Annotated in this window: 22 protein-coding genes; 17 read left to right on the top strand and 5 right to left on the bottom strand. The window is 67.4% G+C overall.

The window, feature by feature from the left end:
- Nucleotide 1 precedes the first annotated feature (1 nt).
- A complete protein-coding gene (serB, locus tag OK349_RS01740) occupies nt 2-880 on the bottom strand; it encodes a phosphoserine phosphatase SerB (RefSeq protein ID WP_265116113.1) in 879 nt (292 codons plus the stop codon).
- On the opposite strand from serB, the gene miaA reads away from it, so the two are divergent.
- From miaA to OK349_RS01710, 6 genes are all read left to right on the top strand, one after another.
- On the top strand, nt 873-1,802 hold the full coding sequence (miaA, locus tag OK349_RS01735) for a tRNA (adenosine(37)-N6)-dimethylallyltransferase MiaA (RefSeq protein WP_265116112.1): 930 nt from the start codon (nt 873-875) through the stop codon (nt 1,800-1,802). The two genes, serB and miaA, sit on opposite strands and share 8 nt — an antisense overlap.
- 89 nt (nt 1,803-1,891) lie before the next feature.
- Nucleotides 1,892-3,637, top strand: coding sequence for an acetolactate synthase 3 large subunit (locus tag OK349_RS01730; protein WP_265116111.1), 1,746 nt, complete (start codon nt 1,892-1,894; stop codon nt 3,635-3,637).
- Between the two features lie 4 nt (nt 3,638-3,641).
- Nucleotides 3,642-4,157 (top strand): acetolactate synthase small subunit, encoded by a 516-nt coding sequence (ilvN, locus tag OK349_RS01725; protein ID WP_265116110.1) that lies wholly within the window; start codon nt 3,642-3,644, stop codon nt 4,155-4,157.
- 96 nt (nt 4,158-4,253) lie between these two features.
- A complete protein-coding gene (ilvC, locus tag OK349_RS01720; protein WP_265116109.1) occupies nt 4,254-5,273 on the top strand; it encodes a ketol-acid reductoisomerase in 1,020 nt (339 codons plus the stop codon).
- Nucleotides 5,274-5,347: 74 nt separating this feature from the next.
- Nucleotides 5,348-6,808: an ABC transporter substrate-binding protein gene (locus OK349_RS01715; protein ID WP_265116108.1), complete on the top strand. Its 1,461-nt coding sequence runs from the start codon at nt 5,348-5,350 to the stop codon at nt 6,806-6,808.
- A gap of 28 nt (nt 6,809-6,836) precedes the next feature.
- Nucleotides 6,837-7,238: a DUF4112 domain-containing protein gene (locus OK349_RS01710; protein WP_265116107.1), complete on the top strand. Its 402-nt coding sequence runs from the start codon at nt 6,837-6,839 to the stop codon at nt 7,236-7,238.
- Here the strand turns inward: OK349_RS01710 and OK349_RS01705 are convergent.
- The 3 genes from OK349_RS01705 to nadC are packed head-to-tail and all read right to left on the bottom strand — an operon-like array spanning nt 7,235 to nt 9,276.
- Entirely contained in the window at nt 7,235-7,948 is a 714-nt protein-coding gene (locus OK349_RS01705; protein WP_265116106.1) for a ribonuclease T2 family protein, read from the bottom strand. The two genes, OK349_RS01710 and OK349_RS01705, sit on opposite strands and share 4 nt — an antisense overlap.
- Complete coding sequence (locus tag OK349_RS01700; protein WP_265116105.1) at nt 7,945-8,397, bottom strand: hypothetical protein; 453 nt, start codon at nt 8,395-8,397, stop codon at nt 7,945-7,947. The genes OK349_RS01705 and OK349_RS01700 overlap by 4 nt, the downstream gene beginning before the upstream one ends.
- Before the next feature lie 33 nt (nt 8,398-8,430).
- A complete protein-coding gene (gene nadC / locus OK349_RS01695) occupies nt 8,431-9,276 on the bottom strand; it encodes a carboxylating nicotinate-nucleotide diphosphorylase (RefSeq protein ID WP_265116104.1) in 846 nt (281 codons plus the stop codon).
- Between the two features lie 144 nt (nt 9,277-9,420).
- Between nadC and OK349_RS01690 the strand changes: the two genes are divergently transcribed.
- From OK349_RS01690 to OK349_RS01640, 11 genes are all read left to right on the top strand, one after another.
- Complete coding sequence (locus OK349_RS01690; protein ID WP_265116103.1) at nt 9,421-9,744, top strand: DUF1476 domain-containing protein; 324 nt, start codon at nt 9,421-9,423, stop codon at nt 9,742-9,744.
- A 2-nt stretch (nt 9,745-9,746) separates the two neighbouring features.
- Entirely contained in the window at nt 9,747-9,989 is a 243-nt protein-coding gene (locus tag OK349_RS01685) for a BolA family protein (RefSeq protein WP_265116102.1), read from the top strand.
- Nucleotides 9,990-10,004: 15 nt separating this feature from the next.
- Nucleotides 10,005-10,334 (top strand): Grx4 family monothiol glutaredoxin, encoded by a 330-nt coding sequence (gene grxD / locus OK349_RS01680; RefSeq protein WP_265116101.1) that lies wholly within the window; start codon nt 10,005-10,007, stop codon nt 10,332-10,334.
- Nucleotides 10,335-10,376: 42 nt separating this feature from the next.
- Entirely contained in the window at nt 10,377-11,741 is a 1,365-nt protein-coding gene (locus tag OK349_RS01675) for a glycosyltransferase (RefSeq protein WP_265116100.1), read from the top strand.
- Between the two features lie 323 nt (nt 11,742-12,064).
- The gene (locus tag OK349_RS01670) at nt 12,065-12,433 is read left to right on the top strand and encodes a BlaI/MecI/CopY family transcriptional regulator (RefSeq protein WP_265116099.1); all 369 of its coding nucleotides are present in this window, start codon (nt 12,065-12,067) and stop codon (nt 12,431-12,433) included.
- Entirely contained in the window at nt 12,430-14,094 is a 1,665-nt protein-coding gene (locus OK349_RS01665; protein WP_265116098.1) for a M56 family metallopeptidase, read from the top strand. Before OK349_RS01670 ends, OK349_RS01665 begins: the two co-directional genes overlap by 4 nt.
- A 154-nt stretch (nt 14,095-14,248) precedes the next feature.
- Nucleotides 14,249-15,106, top strand: coding sequence for an MBL fold metallo-hydrolase (locus OK349_RS01660; RefSeq protein ID WP_265116097.1), 858 nt, complete (start codon nt 14,249-14,251; stop codon nt 15,104-15,106).
- Nucleotides 15,103-15,825, top strand: coding sequence for a hypothetical protein (locus OK349_RS01655; protein WP_265116096.1), 723 nt, complete (start codon nt 15,103-15,105; stop codon nt 15,823-15,825). Before OK349_RS01660 ends, OK349_RS01655 begins: the two co-directional genes overlap by 4 nt.
- Before the next feature lie 41 nt (nt 15,826-15,866).
- Nucleotides 15,867-16,664, top strand: a complete 798-nt coding sequence (locus tag OK349_RS01650) for a DUF2306 domain-containing protein (protein ID WP_265116095.1) — start codon at nt 15,867-15,869, stop codon at nt 16,662-16,664.
- 49 nt (nt 16,665-16,713) lie between these two features.
- Nucleotides 16,714-17,712 (top strand): quinolinate synthase NadA, encoded by a 999-nt coding sequence (nadA, locus tag OK349_RS01645; protein WP_265116094.1) that lies wholly within the window; start codon nt 16,714-16,716, stop codon nt 17,710-17,712.
- Nucleotides 17,713-17,819: 107 nt separating this feature from the next.
- Nucleotides 17,820-18,206 (top strand): DoxX family protein, encoded by a 387-nt coding sequence (locus tag OK349_RS01640; RefSeq protein WP_265116093.1) that lies wholly within the window; start codon nt 17,820-17,822, stop codon nt 18,204-18,206.
- Between the two features lie 40 nt (nt 18,207-18,246).
- Here OK349_RS01640 and ettA read toward each other — a convergent pair whose 3' ends face one another.
- A complete protein-coding gene (gene ettA, locus OK349_RS01635) occupies nt 18,247-19,926 on the bottom strand; it encodes an energy-dependent translational throttle protein EttA (RefSeq protein ID WP_265116092.1) in 1,680 nt (559 codons plus the stop codon).
- Nucleotides 19,927-19,942: the final 16 nt, after the last annotated feature.

Below are 19,942 nucleotides of genomic sequence, written 5' to 3'. Positions count from 1 at the left end.
CCTAGTCGACCCACTCGGCGCGCGGGATGCCCTGGGCGTAGAGCAACGCCGTCAGGTCGTTATGGTCGATTCGCGCGCCCGCGGCGGCGGCGGCGATCGGCTTGGCGTGATAGGCGACGCCGAGCCCCGCCTGCTTGATCATCGCGAGGTCGTTGGCGCCGTCGCCGACCGCCATCGTCGCGCTCGCATCGAGGCCGAGCTCTGCCATCGCGCCCAGCAACGTCGTCTCCTTGGTCGCGGAATCGACGATCGGCTTGGTCACAGCGCCGGTCAGCGCCGCGGCCTCTATCAGCAACTCGTTGGCGATCACGCGGTCGAAGCCGATCTGCTCGCCCACCGGCTGCGCGAAGCGGGTGAAGCCGCCCGAGACGAGGATCGTGGTGGCGCTATTGGCCTTCATCGTCTGCACCAGCGCGCGCGCGCCGGGCATCAGCTGGACGCGCTCGGCGAGGCAGCGGTCGATCGCGTCGGCGCCGAGCCCCTTGAGCAGCGCGACGCGTGCGTCGAGCGCCTCGGCGAAGTCGAGCTCGCCGCGCATCGCGGCTTCGGTGACCTCGGCGATCTGCGGCTTGATCCCGGCATAATCGGCGAGTTCGTCGATGCACTCGACGGTGATCATGGTCGAGTCCATGTCGGCGACGAGCAGGCGCTTGCGGCGGCCCTGTGCAGGCTGGACGACGATGTCGACGCGATCGAACGCGCCTTCCAGCGCAGCGCGGGCCTGGTCAGGGCTCTGCGCGAACGCGATGTCCACCGCCCTGCCCGCTTCGAGCCCGGTCACCTCGCCGGGCATGCAGCCAGCATCGCGCAGCTTGTCCTGCGCGGAGGAAATATCGCCCGCCTCAAGCCGATCCGCTGCTATCAGCGTCGCGATGAACATGCCGCACTCCCGTAAGCCAAGGGTGGCGCTAATTGCAGGGCCGACCGCCAGCGGCAAGTCCGCATTGGCGATCGAGCTCGCCGAGCGCACCGGCGGCACGGTGATCAATGCGGATTCGGCGCAGGTCTATGCCGAACTGCATGTGCTCAGCGCGCGGCCCTCCGCGGCAGACGAGGCACGCGTGCCGCATCGGCTGTTCGGGCATGTCGCGGGCACTGAGGACTATTCCGCCGCGCGCTGGGCCGAGGAAGCGAAGGCGGAGATCGCGGCGGCGCACGCGCGCGGCAGCCTCCCGGTACTGGCGGGCGGGACGGGCATGTACATCCGCACCTTGCTCGACGGGATCGCGCCGGTGCCCGAGATCGATCCGGCGATCCGCGCCGAGGTCCGCGCGCTGCCGGTGGCGGAGACATATGCGTTGCTGCGGGAAGTGGATCCCGGAACCGCCGCCCGGCTCAACCCCTCCGATACCACGCGCGTCGCGCGCGCGCTGGAGGTGGTGCGCTCGACCGGACGCCCCCTCGCCGCCTGGCAGACCGAGCGCGTCGGCGGGATCGGCGAGGCGATCGACCTCGCGCCGCTGATCCTGCTGCCCGACCGCGCCTGGCTCGCCGAGCGTTGCGACCGGCGGCTGGTCGCGATGTTCGACGAAGGCGCGATTGACGAGGTTCGCGACCTGCTCGCCCGGGACGACATTCCCACCAATGCACCGGTGCGCCGGGCCATCGGGGTCGCGGAAATCGGCGCGTTTCTAGAGAGTTCGATCACGCGGGACGAAGCGCTGGAACGTGCGCAGGCGGCGACGCGGCAATATGCCAAGCGGCAATATACCTGGCTTAGGCATCAGCCTCCCGCCGTATGGCCGCGAACTGACTCGACAGATATTTCCAATCAGATGTCATATTTTGCACGATTCTTATAATCTTTACGCTTGACACGTAGTTTTCATACGCATAGCAGCGCGCTTCCCCTGCTGCTATTGCAGTGCGGCAAACCCATGGGAGACGAGCAGTGACCGAGAAGAGCGGAGCAGACATCCTGATCGAGGCGTTGAGCGACCTCGGTGTGGAGGTCGTGTTCGGCTATCCCGGCGGCGCGGTGCTCCCGATTTACGACGCGATCTTTCAGCAGAAGAAAATCCGCCACATCCTCGTCCGCCACGAGCAGGCGGCGACGCATGCGGCGGAGGGATATGCGCGCTCGACCGGCAAGCCCGGCGTGGTGCTCGTCACCTCCGGCCCCGGCGCGACCAATGCGGTCACTGGCATCACCGACGCACTGATGGATTCGATCCCGATGGTCGTCATCACCGGCCAGGTGCCGACGCACCTGATCGGATCGGACGCCTTCCAGGAGGCCGACACGGTCGGCATCACCCGCCACTGCACCAAGCATAATTATCTGGTGAAGGATCCGGCGCAGCTCGGCAGCATCGTCCACGAGGCGTTCCACATCGCCACCTCGGGCCGCCCCGGTCCGGTGGTGATCGACATCCCCAAGGACGTCCAGATCGCGACGGCGCGCTACGCCAAGCCCGGCCCGATCCAGCACAAGACCTATCGCCCGCAGGTGAAGGCGGACAAGACGCTGATCGAGTCCGCGGTCGAGATGCTGGCCGCGGCCGAGCGCCCGATCTTCTACACCGGCGGCGGGGTCATCAACTCGGGTCCGCAGGCGGCGCAACTGCTGCGCGAGCTGGCGAAGATCACCGGCGCGCCGGTCACCTCGACGCTGATGGGCCTCGGCGCCTTTCCCGCCTCGTCCGACCAGTGGCTCGGCATGCTCGGCATGCACGGCACCTACGAAGCCAATTACGCGATGAACCAGGCCGACCTGATCGTCGCGCTGGGCGCGCGCTTCGACGATCGCGTGACAGGCCGGCTGGACGCCTTCGCCCCGCATGCGCGGAAGATCCACATCGATATCGACCGCTCGTCGATGAACAAGACGGTGCGGGTCGACCTGCCGATCGTCGCCGATGTCGGCCATGCGCTCGAGGACATGATCCGCATCTGGAAGGCGCGGCAGCATCCCAAGCCCGACCTTTCCGAATGGTGGCGGCGGATCGAGGGCTGGCGCGCGGTGCGCTGCCTCGACTTCCCCGAAGATTCGAACGAGATCATGCCGCAACGCGCGATCCGCGCGCTGTGGGAGGCGACACGCGACCAGGCGCCGATCATCACCACCGAGGTCGGCCAGCACCAGATGTGGGCCGCGCAGCACTTCCACTTCGAGGCGCCCAACAAGTGGCTGACGAGCGGCGGGCTCGGCACGATGGGCTATGGCCTGCCCGCGGCGATCGGCGCGCAGCTCGGCAATCCGGGCGCGCTGGTGATCGACATCGCGGGCGAGGCATCGATCCAGATGAACATCCAGGAGCTGGCGACCGCGACCCAGTACCGCCTGCCGGTCAAGATCTTCATCCTCAACAACGAATATATGGGGATGGTCCGCCAGTGGCAGGAGCTGACCTATTCCAGCCGCTATTCGGAGAGTTACAGCGATGCCTTGCCAGACTTTGTGAAGCTCGGCGAGGCCTATGGCTGGAAGGGCATCCGCATCGAGGGGCTGGACCAGCTCGACGACGGCATCGCCGCGATGCTGGCGCATGACGGGCCGGTGATCGTCGATTGCCGCGTGGCCAAGCTCGCCAACTGCTTCCCGATGATCCCGTCGGGCGCCGCCCATACCGAAATGCTGCTCCAGGCCGCCGAAGTCTCCGGCGAAATGGACGACGAAGCCAAGGCGCTGGTCTGAACCCATGCACATCAAGGAAGAGAAAGCCGAGCGGCATACGCTTGCCGTGATCGTCGACAACGAACCGGGCATCCTCGCCCGGATCGCCGGCCTGTTCACCGCGCGCGGCTATAATATCGAGAGCCTGACGGTGAGCGAGATCACCCACGACAAGGCCGTCAGCCGCATCACGATCGTCACCTCGGCCAGCCCGCACGTGCTCGAGCAGATCGTCGCGCAGCTCGACCGGCTGGTGCCGGTGCACAAGGTGCACGACCTCACCGCTGAGGGGGACCATGTCGAGCGTGAACTCGCGCTGGTGAAGGTCGCCGGCACCGGTGATCACCGGATCGAGGCGCTGCGGCTCGCCGACGTCTATCGCGCCCGCGTGGTTGATGCGACGACCGCGAGCTTCGTGTTCGAGGTGACCGGATCGACCGAGAAGATCGACAAGTTCATCGAGCTGATGGGCGAAGTCGGGCTGATCGAGGTCGCGCGCACCGGCATCGTCGCCATCTCGCGCGGCAAAGAGGCGGCCTGACCGCTCTACAGATTAACTGTCGCCCCTTGCGGGCACGGATCGATTATGGCGCGGCGGAACGCCGTGCGCAGGGAATGACGAAAGGGAATTTTCGAAATGCGTGTCTATTACGATCGTGATGCCGACCTGAACCTGATCACGGGCAAGAAGATCGCCATCGTGGGTTACGGCTCGCAGGGCCATGCCCACGCGCAGAACCTGCGTGACAGCGGCGTCAAGGAAGTCGCGGTCGCGCTGCGCGCCGGATCGGCGACGGCGAAGAAGGCCGAGGGCGCCGGCTTCAAGGTGATGTCGACCACCGAAGCCGCGCAATGGGCCGACATCCTGATGATCCTCGCGCCCGACGAGCATCAGGCCGCAATCTGGGACAATGACATCAAGGGCCATATGAAGCCCGGCGCGGCGCTCGCCTTCGCGCACGGCCTCAATGTCCATTTCGGCCTGATCGAGCCGCCCGCGGACATCGACGTGATCATGATCGCGCCCAAGGGGCCGGGCCACACCGTGCGCAGCGAATATGTCCGCGGCGGCGGCGTCCCCTGCCTGATCGCGATCCACCAGGACGCGACCGGCAACGCGCATGACGTCGTGCTGGCCTATGCCTCGGGCGTCGGCGGCGGCCGCTCGGGCATCATCGAGACCAACTTCAAGGAAGAGTGCGAGACCGACCTGTTCGGCGAGCAGGCGGTGCTGTGCGGCGGCATCACCCACCTGATCCAGGCCGGGTTCGAGACGCTGGTCGAGGCGGGCTATGCCCCCGAAATGGCCTATTTCGAGTGCCTGCACGAGACCAAGCTGATCGTCGACCTGCTTTATGAGGGCGGCATCGCCAACATGCGCTACTCGATCTCGAACACCGCCGAATATGGTGACATCAAGACCGGCCCGCGCATCATCACCGACGAGACCAAGAAGGAGATGAAGCGCGTGCTCGCCGACATCCAGTCGGGCCGCTTCGTCAAGGACTTCGTGCTCGACAACCGCGCCGGCCAGCCCGAGCTCAAGGCCAGCCGCAAGGCGGCCGCGGCGCACCCGATCGAGAAGACCGGCGCCGAGCTGCGCGCGATGATGCCGTGGATCAAGGCGAACCAGCTGGTGGACAAGGAAAAGAACTAAGTCCCCAAAAAGAATACGGAGAGGATGCCGGGGCGGGGTTGGATTCCCCGCCCCGGCCACATAGACCGGGGGGCATGTTCCGCCCCGCCCTGCCCCTGGCCGCCGCGCTCGCGCTGTTCGCGGCAGGGTGCGAGCAGCGGCCCGACGATGTCGCGGTGGTAGTCAGCGCGATCGGCGGCGAGGCCAAGCTCGCCGATCCGGCGCGGGGCGAGCTGGACTTCGCCTCGCGCGTGATGCTCGATTCGACCGCGCAGGGGCTGGTGCGCTTCGACGGCAGCGGCGGCATCGAACCGGGCCTCGCCGAGCGCTGGATCGTGATCGACGGCGGGCGCAGCTACATCTTCCGCCTGCGCGAGGCCGAGTGGCCCGACGGGACTCCGGTCGACGCGGCCGATGTCGTGCAGAGCCTCAAGCGCACGATCGACCCCAAGAGCCGCGTCGCCATCGCACCGTTCGTCGCAGTGATCGACGAGATCGTCGAGATGACGCCGCGGATCGTCGAGGTGCGCCTGAAACGCCCGCGGCCCGACCTGCTCAAGCTGTTCGCCCAGCCCGAGCTCGCCATCCTGCGCCGCCCGGCGCTGGCCGGAACCGGGCCGTTCCGCACCGAGCGCGGCCAGGCGCCCTTGCTGTTGCGCCCCGGCTTCGATCCGTCGCGCGTCGGCGGCGAGACGGTGGAACCCGATCCTGCCGACGATGTGCACCTGCGCGGCGAGCGGGCCGCGCGTGCGATCGTCCGCTTCGTCGAACGCGAATCGGATCTGGTGCTCGGCGGCACCTATCGCGACTGGCCGTTGCTGGCGCGGATCGAGATCGCGCCGGCCAACATCAAGGTCGATCCAGCGGCGGGCCTGTTCGGGTTCGCGATCGTCTCACGCGAAGGCTTCCTCGCGACGCCCGAGAATCGCGCAGCGATCGCGATGGCGTTCGACCGGGCGGCGCTGACCGCCGCGTTCCGGCCCGAATGGCAGCCCGTCGAAACGCTGCTTCCCGCCCGGCTCGATTCCGCCGCCGATCCGGCGGTGCCGGAATGGGCGGTGCTGCCACTGGAGAGCCGACGGCTCACGGCGCGCAACCGCGTCGCCGCCTGGCACGCGGCCAACCCCGACGCGCCACGCACGATCCGCGTCGCGCTTGCGCGCAGCCCCGGCGCGACGTTGCTGTGGAGCCGGATCGCGCGCGACCTGATGGACATGGGGCTCCGGCCGGTGTGGGTACAGGAGGACGAGGACGCCGACCTGCGGCTGATCGATGCGGTCGCGCCCTATGACAGCGGGCGCTGGTATCTGGTCACTGCCTGCCGCCTGTGCCCGGAGCCCCTGATGGAGCAGATCGAGGCGGCGCGCGATGCCCCCACCCTCACCGATCGCGCCCAGCGCATCGCGGACGCCGACATGGCGCTCACTGCGGACGCCGCCTATATTCCGATCGCACAGCCGCTGCGCTGGTCGCTGGTCGCGCTCCGCCTGCGTGCCTGGCAGCCCAACGCCCGCGCCTGGCACCCGCTCACGCATCTGCGCGAGGCGGGACAGTGAGAGGACGCGAATGGCCAAGGCCACACCGATGAACGAAGGACCCCGCGCAGGGCTGTCGCTGGGCCGCGACGCGGCCGCGGTGCGCAAGCGGGTCGAGGCGATGGAGAAGCTGCTCGAACGCACGCTCACCATCCCCGGCACGCGCCAGACCGTCGGCCTCGATGCGCTGATCGGCCTGATCCCGGTCGGCGGCGACGTGATTGCCGCGGTGATGGGCGCCTATATGCTCTGGGAAGCGCGCAACCTCGGCATGCCCAAGGGTGCGATGCTGCGCATGGCGGGCAATGTGGGGTTCGACTGGGCGATCGGCCTGATCCCCGGCGTGGGCGATGCGGCGGACTTCTTCTTCCGCTCGAACACGCGCAACCTTCGGATCATCCGGAAGCATCTCGACCGCCATCACCCGGGTACCGCGACGGTCGACGGCTAGCGTCCGCGCCAGACCCTGAGCGCCGTGTGCGCCGCGAGGCCGCTTTGATGCACCGGACAGGCGCGCGGACGGAAGCGCGTATCGAGGCAGACCCAGACCTCGTCGAGCCAGCGGTCGCGCCCGGCGCGCACGCGCAGCATCGCCGGCGTCATCCCCGGATTGGCGCGAGCGAAGGCGGTGGCGAACTGCCCTGCCGTCAGCCCCGCGCGGCGCGACAGCGCATCCATGTCGGGATAGCGAATCGCCGCATAGAGGCTGCGCGCCCGCGCGAAATAGGCGGCGGGTGCGAGGCCCGAGCAGCTGCCATGCTTGGCATATTGGTGCCGCTGGAGCGCCGCCGAGGGCATGACGCAGAGATTGCGGCGGATCTCGGCCTCGGGGAGGCGCGGCGGCGGCGCGCAATATTGCGGCCAGGTCGCGCCGCGTCCGTCAGGCCACAGCCCGTGGAGCACGAAACCGAAGCGGTTGACCGGCTCGCATTGGAACTCGTCGCGATTGGCCGCCTGGCGGCAGAAGCCCGGGTTCCAGGTCAGCGCCAGCGTGTAGCCGCCGACCGGCACGACGCGGCGCGGCCCTCCTCGCTCCGCGCCGCCGGCTTGCGGGAGCCGGTCGGGAACCGCGCAGCGCTCGGCTTGCGCGAGCGCGGGTCCGGCGGCCAGCAGCAAGGGCGCGAGGACGAGCGACGCGGCGCGCCGCACCCGCCCCGTCATTCGAACGGCGCCGCCTCCGATTCGGGCTGGGTTCCCGCAAACCACGCCCGCGCATCGGGGCGGAACAGCATCCACACCGCATAGGCGGTCAGCACGAACGCGACGAGGCTCAGCACGACGCTGAGCATGCCGACGATCGGATAGCTCATCAGCGTGAAGGGCAGGCCGACCACCGACAGGCCGAACAGCGCGACCGCCACCCATTTGGCGACCTCGCTCGCGCGGCGCGCGGTGAAATACCACAGCAGCAGCCACAGGATCAGCATGAACACCGTCGTGCCGATCATCATGGTCTGCGCCAGCTCCCCCATCTGCGGATTGCCGGCGAAGGCGGGGTTGTTCTCGAGGCTGGCGAGCCGCGCCTTCCAGCCGAGCGCCAGGTTCACCAGCCACACCAGGATTGAGGCCCCATAGGCCTGCTCGAAACGGACGATCGAAACCGGTCGCATGGATCTTTTCTCCCCTTTGCAGCCAGCTAAGGCTCAAGCGGGGGCGAAGTCCAGTCCGATATCCACCGCCGGCGCCGACTGAGTGAGGCGGCCGACACTGACATAGCTGACGCCGGTCTCCGCGATCGCGCGGATCGTGTCGAGCCGGACGCCTCCGGACGCCTCGGTCGGGACACGCCCGCCGACCAGGGTCACCGCGCCGCGCAGCGTCGGCGGGTCCATATTGTCGAGCAGCAGATGCGTCGCCCCCGCGGCGAGCGCCTGCTCGATCTGGTCGATGCGGTCGACCTCGACGATGATCCGCTCGATCCCCGCATCGACCGCGCGGCGCACTGCCTCGCCCACCGATCCGGCGACGGCGACGTGATTGTCCTTGATCATCGCGGCATCCCACAGCCCCATGCGGTGATTCTGCGCGCCACCCATGCGCGTGGCGTATTTCTCCAGCCGGCGCAGGCCCGGGATGGTCTTGCGCGTGTCGAGCAGGATGGCGCCGGTGCCGGCGATCTTGTCGACATAGGACCGCGTCATCGTCGCGATGCCGGAAAGGTGCTGGACGGTGTTGAGCGCGGCGCGCTCGGCGGTGAGCAGCGCGCGGGCATTGCCGCGCAGCCGCATGAGGTCGCTGCCCGCCGGCACGCGCACACCCTCCTCCGCGAGCAGCTCGATCTCGACCGCCGGGTCGAGCGCGCGGAAAAAGGCGGCGGCGATCGGCAACCCGGCGGCCACGATCGCGTCGCGGCTGTCCATCACCCCGGTGAACAGCGCGTCGGCGGGGATCACCGCAGCGGAGGTGACGTCCCCCGCCCCCACATCCTCGGCGAGCGTGGCGGCGACGAACGCCGCGAGATCGAAACCGTCGAGCTGGAATACGGTCATGCGCGAAGTCCCCTGACGCTGGTGCGGCGGCTATAGCCGATAGGGCCGCCACGCGAAGCCCCGCGCGCGATTGTCGGCAGACCCGTTGCCATGCCCCCTTCCCCCACCTATCTCCCACCCGAAACAATCATGGGGTGATTGAGGATGACGACCTTCGACGATCGCGAACGCGCGTTCGAGGCCAAGTTTGCGATGGACGAGGACATGGCGTTCCGCGTGATCGCGCGGCGCAACCGCCTGCTCGGCCACTGGGCGGCGGCGAAGATGAACCTCACCCCCGAGGAGACCGACGCCTATGCCAAGGCGGTGGTCCAGGCCGATTTCGAGGAATCGGGCGACGAGGACGTGATCCGCAAGCTGCTCGGCGACCTCACCGCTGCGGGCATCGAGATCGACGACGCGGCGGTCCGCCAGGCGGTGGAGGACCAGATGGTCGAGGCGCGCCGCCAGCTCATGGAAGCCAAGTAACGATGGCGATGGCGGCGGACGAGATCGAGGCGCTGATCCGCCAGGGCATCCCCGATGCCCGGGTCGAGATCACCGACCTGGCCGGCGACGGCGATCACTATGCCGCTCGCGTCGTGAGCGAGACGTTTCGGGGGATTCCCCGCATCAAGCAGCATCAGGCTGTCTATGCCGCGCTCGGCGGGCGCATGGGAGGCGTGCTCCACGCGCTCCAGCTCACCACCGCCGTGCCAGCCAGTAACGAATGACCCGGAGCGAGTGACATGACCGACGAAACCCAGGCCCACATCCAGAGCATCGTCGACAGCAACAACGTGCTGCTGTTCATGAAGGGAACCCCGCTGTTCCCGCAGTGCGGCTTCTCCAACCGCGCGGTCTCGATCCTCAACCATCTCGGCGTCGAGTTCGAGAGCGTCGACGTGCTTCAGGACCAGGCCGTGCGCCAGGGAATCAAGGAATTCTCGGACTGGCCGACCATTCCTCAACTGTACGTGAAGGGCGAGTTCATCGGCGGTTCGGACATCATGATGGAGATGTACGAGTCGGGCGAGCTGGCGCAACTTCTCGAGGAGAAGGGCGTTTCAGCCGCGTAACAACCGCGGGTGTTTGCGTGGTTTTGTAAAAGGTAGCGTACCATGTTCGTGCAACCTCTCGCTGCCGCGCTCGGCGCGGCGGCTAGGGACAGTGCGTCCCTGACGATCTGCGATCTGACGCAGAGCTATTCGCCGGCCGGAGGCGGCGGCATCAGCACTTACCTGCGCGAGAAGCGCGATTATGTGCTCAACCACACGCCGCACCAGCTGCTGCAGATCGTGCCCGGGCCCGAGGACCGGGTGACGATCAACGGCCGACACATCTTCGCCGAGGTCGGCGCGGAGCCGGTCCGCGGGAGCCCCAATTACCGCTTCATCCTGCGGACCGACGTAGTGCGCGACCTGCTGGCGCATTACCGGCCCGACATCATCGAATCGCTCTGCCCCTGGGTGCTGCCCTGGACCGCGATCGAGCATCGGCGCGACTTTCCCGAGACGGCATTGGTCGCGGGCTACCGCACCGATTTCCCTAACGCGCACGTGTATCGCGTGGTCGAGGCGAAGGCGGGCAAGCTGGCGGCGCGGTTCATGCGCATGCTCGCTTATGGCTATGCCGAGATCACCTATCGCGAGTTCGACCGCGTCTACACGCTGAGCGAGGACGCACAGCGCATCCTGGCGCGCAAAACGATCACGCGCACCGACGTGATGCCGCTCGGCGTCGACACGGCGATGTTCGCGCCGTCGCAGCGCGATCCCGGCTATCGCGCATCGCTGGGCCTGGCCGGCGACGGGCCGCTGCTCATCTATGCCGGACGCATCGACAACGAGAAGCGCACCGACAAGCTGGTCGAGATGTTCCGCAAGCTGCCCGCGGACCTCGGCGCCGCCATGGTGCTGATGGGTGACGGCAAGCTGCGCGAGAAGCTGATGGCGCGCGCGCAGGGCCTCCCGATCGCCTTTCCGGGCTTCGAGAAAGACCGGATCGAGCTCGCCCGCGCCCTTGCCTCCTCGGACATCTATGTCTCGGCGATGGCGGACGAGACGTTCGGCATCTCGGTGCTCGAAGCGCAATCGTGCGGCCTGCCCGTGGTCGGCGTCGCGAGTGGCGCGATGCCCGATCGCGTGCCCGAGGGACTCGGCCTGCTCGGCCGGGTCGACGATACCGGGGCGATGGCCGCCAACGTCGTCAAGCTGTGGAACCAGGGTCCCGAGCTGATCGGTGCCCGGGCGCGGGCGATGGTGGTCGAGAAGTTCGGCTGGCAGCGCACCTTCGAGCGGCTGTTCGACGAGATCTATCCCAAGGCGCTGGCGCGCGCCGCGGAACGACTCGAGGAGGATGGCGCGAAGCTATCGCGCAGGCGCCGTCGCCGCGACGGCTCGCCGGTGAGCTATGCGACCAATGCCGGAAAGGAATCGTTCCCGACCTTCGTCAGGCCCGCGAAGGCAGGAGCCCTTCCCGGCTGAATCGTACAGGATATGGCGGGGATCCGAGTCGCTCGCCCCAAAACGGGCGGGGCGGGCAGCATCCGGTAAATGCTGCCCGCCCCTGAAGCGTTACACGGCTTGTGAACAGTCGTGTGCCTGAACGGTTGCAGCCCGCGTGCCAGAATTCGCAAGCCGCGGAAATCTGCCATTTTCATGGTTAATGAAATCGCCGCGCTCGGCGACCTGTAAGAACTTCCGACACTCCCCTACCCCTTCTTCGCCGGACGCCGTTCAGACAGCGTTCAGCCACTTGACTACAGATGTGGTCGAAACGATTACAGGCGTAATCGAAGGGGAGTGAGATGAGCGAACGGATCAGCGACGCCGAGCACGCCGTGATGGAGGTGCTGTGGGACGAGTCGCCCCTCACCGCCACCGATGTCTCCGAGCGAGTCGCTCCCGCGCGCGGCTGGAGCGCCAACACGGTCAAGACCCTCCTCGGCCGCCTGCTCGCCAAGAACATCATCGCCGCGGACGAAGATGGCCGGCGCTATCTCTATCGCCCGCTGGTCGAGCGCGGCGACTATGTCGAAGGCGAATCGCGTCGCCTGATCGACCGGCTGTTCGGCGGCAAGCTGACCCCGCTGGTTGCCCATCTCGCCGAGCGCGACGCGCTCACTGACCAGGACATCGCCGAAATCGAAGCACTGCTGAGGGAGATCAAGCAATGATCGCCTGGGTAATCGAGACGTTCGTCGCGACGACGCTGCTGATGCTGCTGGTGCTTGTGATCCGCAAGCCGGTCGGCCGCCATTTCGGCCCCAACATCGCCTATGCGCTGTGGGCGCTGCCAGTGCTGCGGATGTTCATGCCGCCTCTGCCCGGCGCGTGGCAATTCACCGACCTGATCGCGCCGCTCACGCGCGGCGCCGAGGAATCGCCGGGCGTGGTGATGGGCGTGCTCAACGCCGACAAGACGCCGCAGGCGATCATCGACAACGCCGTGCTTCAGGCCCATGTCGAGCTGGCGAGCGGCCCAGCCAATGTCGCGGCAGTCCCGCCGACGCTCACGCCGGATGGCCCCGGCATCGTACTGCTGATCATCGGCATCTGGGTGGCCGGCGCGATCGCGTTTCTCGCCTGGCACCTGATCGCGCACAACCGCTTCTGCGCCCGGCTGCTGCGCCGCGCGCGGATCGAGCGCACCGTCGCCGAGGGGCGGGTGCACGTGATCGAGACCGACGCGGCCACCGGCCCCCTCGCCTTCGGCATCTGGCGCAAGTACGTCGCCTTCCCGCGCGACTTCTCCGAGCGCTACGATCCGCTCGAGCGCAACCTCGCGCTCGCCCACGAACTCGGGCACCATCTGCGTGGTGACCTGATTGCCAACTGGATCGCGCTGGTCGTGCTCGCGCTCCATTGGTTCAACCCGGTCGCATGGCGGGCGTTCCGCGCCTTCCGTGCCGACCAGGAGATGGCCTGCGATGCCCTGGTGCTCTCAGGCCGCGCCCCGGCGCTGCGCCACGCTTACGGCCGCGCCATCGTCAAGTCCGCGCATGGGGGTGCGGTCTCGGCAGCTTGCCACTTGCATACCATCAATGAACTCAAAGGGAGGTTGAGAATGCTTTCGAAGCATGACCGGAAGTCACGCGCGCGGATCACCGCCGGCGTGACGGGCGCGGCGGCGCTGACGCTGGCCGGCCTGGCGCTCACCGCATCGGGCACCCAGGCGGCGGCGAACCTGCGCGCCGATGTCGGCGACGCGATCGGCGTCGATCTGCAGGATGCGCCAGCCGCGCCCACTGCGCCCGAAGCGCCAGACGCACCCGAGGCACTCGACGCGCCTGCCGCGGTCGAAGCGCCCGATGCCCCGGAGGCACCCAAGGCCAAGAAGGTCGAGCGCCGTGTGATGATCATCGAAAAGGACAAGGACGGCAAGAAGCGCGAGGTTCGCGTGATCCATGCACCCGGCGACGGCAAGTCCTTCGTCTGGTCGGGCGACAAGTCTTTCGTGTGGAACGGCGACATGCACAAGCTCGCCCGCGTCCCCGCCATCTCCTCGATCAAGTGCGGGGCGCCCAAGGATGGCGACATCAAGATCGAGAGCAAGGACGGCGACAAGCACAAGATTGTGATCTGCGCAGACCGGATCGAGGCGCGCGTCGATGCAGCGACCCATCGCGCCGCGATCGCCCGCGCACGGGCCGAGCGTGGCAAGGCCATCGCGATCGCCAGCGCCGAGATGGGCAAGCGCCAGGCGATGATGGGGCTCAAGATGGCGCGCCGTTCGATCGAGGCGCAGGACGCGCTCAGCGCCGAGCAGAAGGCCGCCGCGCTCAAGGGCATCGACGAGGCGATCCGCGAGCTCAAGACCGCCGACGACGAGGATTGACGCCCGGCGTTTGACGAGAGGGAGGAGGAGGCCCGCGGTCTGATGCCCATCGCCGCGGGGAATGCTCCAACCGGGCCGGCCGCTACCCCTATGGCGGCCGGCCCTTTTCGTTTGCGCTCTTGCCTCATGCAATGCGAGCCGCCATCTCGGCCACATGACCGATCCTGCAACCGGCGAAGCGATCCAGCTGGAACCGCTGGTGGTGCGGATCCTCGCCGCGAATCCCTCGCCTTTCACCTATACCGGTACCGAGACCTATCTGGTCGGCACCACCGATCTCGCGGTGATCGATCCGGGACCGGACCTGCCGAGCCATGTCGACGCGCTGCTGCGTGCGATCGGCAGGCGCCCGGTGCGTGCGATCCTGTGCACCCACACGCACCGCGACCACAGCCCGGCGAGCCGCGCGGTCCAGGCCGCGACGGGCGCGCCGATCATCGGCTGCGCGCCGCTCGCGCTCGATGACGAGGGCCCGCGCGCTGACGCCGCGTTCGACCGCGACTATCGGCCCGACCGCGTCCTCGCCGATGGCGAGCAGGTGAAGGGCGACGGCTGGACGCTGACCGCGGTCGCCACGCCCGGCCATACCTCCAACCATCTCTGCTACGCGCTGGCGGAAAGCGGCGCGCTGTTCACCGGGGATCACGTGATGGGCTGGTCGACCAGCGTGGTCGCGCCGCCTGACGGCGACATGGCCGCCTATATGGCGAGCCTCGACAAGCTGCTCGCGCGCGACGACCGCATCTACTACCCGGCGCATGGCGATGCGGTGGACAAGCCGCAGCGGCTGGTGCGCGGCATGATGGGCCACCGCAAGCAGCGCGAGGGCCAGATCCTGCGCCTGCTCAAGCAGGAGGCCGGCGAGATCCCGGCGATGGTCGAGCAGATGTATGTCGGGCTCGATCCGCGGCTTCATGGTGCGGCCGGCCGCTCGGTGCTCGCGCACCTGATCGACCTGCGGCGGCGCGGGATCGTTGCAGGGCAAGAGGATGGCGCGTGGCGGCTGGCGTGACGACGGACCGGCCGCTGCGCATCCTCGTCGCGGTCGCGGCGCTGGTGGTGATCGCCGCAGCGGCATGGCTCTCCTGGGACCGCTATGCCAAGACGCGGCTGGAGACGCTGCCTGAGGAGGGCGGCGCGCCGGTCACGCAGATCGTCACCGCGCGGCTGACCGGTACGGGCACGCTCAAGGTCGCCGAGCTCTCCGGCATCGTCCAGGCGACGGCGTCGGACATTCGCGGCCTCGGCTGGCTGCGCAGCGACCAGGTGGTCAAGATGCCCTATTCGGTCGGCTATTTCGTCGATCTGTCGAAGCTCGCGCGCCGCGACCTGCAATGGGATGCGCAGAGCCGCACGCTGATCGTCGACGCGGCCGACGTCACCGCCGCGCCGCCCAACACCGACGAAGGCCGCCGGACATTGGTCGAGACGAGCGGCATCTTCGTCACGCGCAGCGCGGCCGAGGCGCTCAGCCAGCGCACCTCGATACGCGCCGCAGCGGTGGCGCAGAAGGAAGCAACCAGCCCCGAGCGCATGGCGCAGGCGCGCGAGATGGGCCGAAAGGCGGTCGCCCGCCTGCTCGCCCAGCCGCTCGCCGCCGCGGGGCTCGGCGACGTGCGCGTCGTCGTCACCTTCCCGCCCGAACGCAACGCGCAGAGCCGCGAGCGTTGGGACATGTCCAAGCCGGTCGATCAGGTGATGCGCGAACGCGAGGTACGCGAGAAGAACTAGTTCGACCGTCCGCCGAAAGATGGTAGCTTCGCGCCCCGGACATGATCGTGGGGGCTGACACGATGGCGACGGTTGCGGACACGGTGGGCGCCGAGCGGCGCGACGGCGGATTCTTTCTCTGGTCCGCGTTCCTGATGGCGCTGGTGCTGGTCGCCGGCTTCTCGCTCCAGCTCGCAGCGGGCCGCTCGAGCTTCGGCGCGCCCTGGTATATCCACGCGCATGCCGTGATCTTCTTCGGCTGGGTCACGATCTACGTTGCGCAGACCGTCTTCGCGACGCGCGGTCCGCTCCGGCTGCACCGCATGCTTGGCTGGGTCGCGGTCGGCTGGGTCGTGGCGATGGTGATCGCCGGCTTGGCGATCATCGCGCTCAAGATTCGCGCCGGGCAGGCCCCCTTCTTCTTCCTCCCCCAGCATTTCCTTGTCGCCAATTCGCTGATCGTGCTGGTGTTCGCGGGACTCACAGCGGCCGCGGTCAGCATGCGCCGCCGCACCGACTGGCACCGCCGGCTGCACATGAGCGCGATGGTGGCCCTGCTCGGCCCCGGCTTCGGCCGGCTGCTGCCGATGCCGTTGATGATGCCCTGGGCGTATCAGATCGCCAACCTGCCCGGCCTCGCATTCATCGCCGCGGGGATGATCGCCGACTATCGCCGCGACGGCCGGGTGCATCCTGCCTGGTGGTGGGGCCTGGGCGCGTTCCTGGGGTGGATGATCCTGTCCGAACTGATCGTCTATTCGCCGCTCGGCACCGCAATCTACCAGGCGGTGACCGCGGGCTCGCCTGGCGCGGCGGTCGCCCCGCTCGATTTCGCGCCTCCACCGCCGCCAATGGGTTGAACGCGGACCCTGAGAAGGCCATGTGGGGCCAAAGATCGAGGGTCACACAATGAACGCACCGACCACCCTGTCCGGCGTCGACGTCCACGCCGAGATCGACCGTCTGCGCAAGGAGCGCAACGCGGTGATCCTCGCCCATTACTACCAGAAGCCCGAGATCCAGGACCTCGCCGATTTCGTCGGTGACAGCCTCGAGCTCTCGCGCAAGGCAGCGGAGACAGACGCCGAGGTGATCGCCTTTTGTGGCGTGCGCTTCATGGCCGAGACCGCCAAGATCCTTTCGCCGCAGAAGATCGTGGTGCTGCCCGACATGAACGCCGGATGCAGCCTCGAGGACAGCTGCCCGCCCGAGCAGTTCGCCGCGTTCCGCGCGCAGCATCCCGATCACATCGCGCTGACCTACATCAACTGCTCGGTCGAGGTGAAGGCGCTCAGCGACATCATCGTCACCAGCTCGTCGGCCGAGAAGATCCTGAGCCAGATTCCCAAGGACCAGAAGATCATCTTCGGTCCCGACAAGCATCTCGGCGGCTATATCAACCGCAAGACCGGCCGCGACATGCTGTTGTGGCCGGGCGTGTGCATCGTGCACGAGGCGTTCAGCGAGACCGAGCTCCTCAAGCTCAAGGCGCAGCACCCGAACGCACCGGTCGCCGCGCACCCCGAATGCCCGCCGCACGTGCTCGACCATGCCGATTATGTCGGCTCGACCAGCGGCATCCTCGCCTTCGCCAAGGATTTCGACGGCGACACCATGATCGTCGCGACCGAGCCGCACATCATCCACCAGATGGAAAAGGCGGTGCCGGAGAAGACCTTCATCGGCGCGCCCGGCGCGGACGGCAACTGCAACTGCAACATCTGCCCGTACATGGCGCTCAACACGATCGAGAAGCTCTACGTCGCGTTGCGCGACCTCGAGCCGCGCATCGAGATCGAGGAGGAGATTCGCCTCAAGGCCAAGAAGAGCCTCGACCGCATGATGGCGATGGCGAGCGGCACGGTCGGCCTTGGCGACCTCGGCCCGCTGCGGGTCACTGGCGACTAGACCGAAACGATTGGTTTCGAACCGGCGGGATTGATCTTCGACTGCCGGAGTGGAAGGTTTCACTTGTGCAACGGCGCTGAGCCCTTTGCCGCGCGAGGAGAAATACCATGCCGATCCCTGCAAGCTGGTCCGACAAGCTGCTGAGCGTCCTGCGCATCGTCGCCGGGCTCTCGTTCCTGCAGCACGGCACGTCGAAATTCTTCGGCCTGCCGCCCTTCCCGATGGAGGGTCCGCTGCCCCCGATGCTGATCACCGCGGGCACGATCGAGCTCGTCGGCGGCGCGTTGCTGGTGCTCGGCTTGTTCACGCGCCCGGTCGCCTTCATCGCATCGGGCATGTGCGCGGTCGGCTATTTCATCGCCCACGGGTCGAAGGGCTTCTTCCCCGCAGCCAATGGCGGCGAGGCGATCCTGCTGTTCTGCTTCATCTTCCTCTACCTCGCCGCAGCCGGCGGTGGCGCGTGGAGCGCCGATCAGGCGATGAAGAAGGGCTGAAACGAAAAGGGCCCGGCTGGCCGGCCGGGCCTTCTTTCGATCACCGAGTCAGCTTCTTGTACGCCAACCGCGTAGGCCGATCCGCCGCATCGCCGAGGCGGCGGCGCTTGTCCTCCTCATAGGCCTCGAAATTCCCTTCGAACCATTCGACATGGCTGTTGCCCTCGAATGCCAGGATGTGCGTCGCCAAACGATCGAGGAAGAAGCGATCGTGGCTGATCACTACGGCGCAGCCCGCGAAATTCTCGATCGCCTCTTCGAGCGCGCCGAGCGTCTCGACATCGAGGTCATTGGTCGGCTCGTCGAGCAGCAGGACGTTGCCGCCGCGCTTGAGCATCTTGGCGATGTTGACGCGGTTGCGCTCGCCGCCTGACAGCTTGCCAACGTTCTTCTGCTGGTCCTGGCCCTTGAAGTTGAACGCGCCGACATAAGCGCGCGTCGACTGGTCGTGGCCGTTGACCTTCATATAGTCGAGCCCGTCCGAGATCTCCTCCCAGACGTTCTTCGAGCTGTCCAGGTGATCGCGGCTCTGGTCGACATAGCCGAGGCGGACCGTCGTCCCCATCTCGATCGTGCCGCTGTCGGGCGTTTCCTGCCCGGTGATCAGCTTGAACAGCGTCGACTTACCCGCGCCGTTGGGCCCGATCACGCCGACGATGCCGCCGGCCGGCAGCGTGAAGGACAGATTCTCGAACAGCAGCTTGTCGCCATAGGCCTTCGAGATGTTGTCGACCTCGATCACCTTGCCGCCCAGGCGCTCGGGCACCTGGATCACGATCTGCGCCTTGCCCGGGGTGCGGTTCTCCTGCGCGGCGACGAGCTGGTCGAACTTGGCGATACGCGCCTTGGACTTGGTCTGGCGGCCCTTGGTGCCGGCGCGGATCCACTCGAGCTCGTCCCTGATCGCCTTCTGGCGGCCGGTCGCCTCGCGGTCCTCCTGCTCGAGGCGCTTGGCCTTCTTCTCGAGATAGGTCGAATAGTTGCCCTCGTACGGGAAATACTTCCCCCGATCGAGCTCGAGGATCCAGCCCACGACATTATCGAGGAAATAGCGATCGTGGGTGATCATCAGCACCGCGCCGGCATATTCCTTGAGGTGGTTTTCGAGCCATTCGACGCTCTCGGCGTCGAGGTGGTTGGTCGGCTCGTCGAGCAGCAGGATCGACGGCTTCTGGATCAGCAGCCGGGTCAGCGCGACGCGGCGCTTCTCACCGCCCGAGAGGTTGTCGACGCTCCAGTCGCCCGGCGGGCAGCGCAGCGCTTCCATCGCGATCTCGAGCTGGTTGTCGAGGCTCCAGCCGTCAACCGCATCGATCTTGGCCTGGAGCTCGCCCATCTCCTCCATCAGCGCGTCGAAGTCGGTGTCGTCCTTGGGATCGCCCATTTCGGCCGAGATCGCGTTGAACCGCTCGACCAGATCGGCAGTCTCGCGCGCGCCGTCCTTGACGTTCTCCAGAACCGTCTTGGTCGGATCGAGCTGCGGCTCCTGCTCGAGATAGCCGACGGTGATGTTCTCGCCGGGCCACGCCTCGCCAGAGAAATCCTTGTCGATCCCGGCCATGATCTTGATCAGGGTCGACTTGCCGGCGCCGTTGGGGCCGACGATGCCGATCTTGGCGCCCTGATAGAATTGCAGGTTGATGTTGCTCAGCACCGGCTTGGGCGCGCCGGGGAAGGTTTTGGTCATGTCCTTCATCACGAAGGCGTATTGGGCGGCCACGTGCGGGTCTCCGTTG

It is taken from the genome of Sphingomonas sp. BT-65, from assembly GCF_026107375.2.
In the GTDB taxonomy this organism is placed as follows: Bacteria; Pseudomonadota; Alphaproteobacteria; order Sphingomonadales; family Sphingomonadaceae; genus Sphingomonas.
Note: the sequence above shows the minus strand (reverse complement) of the source record. Positions and strands in the feature narration are given on the sequence as shown.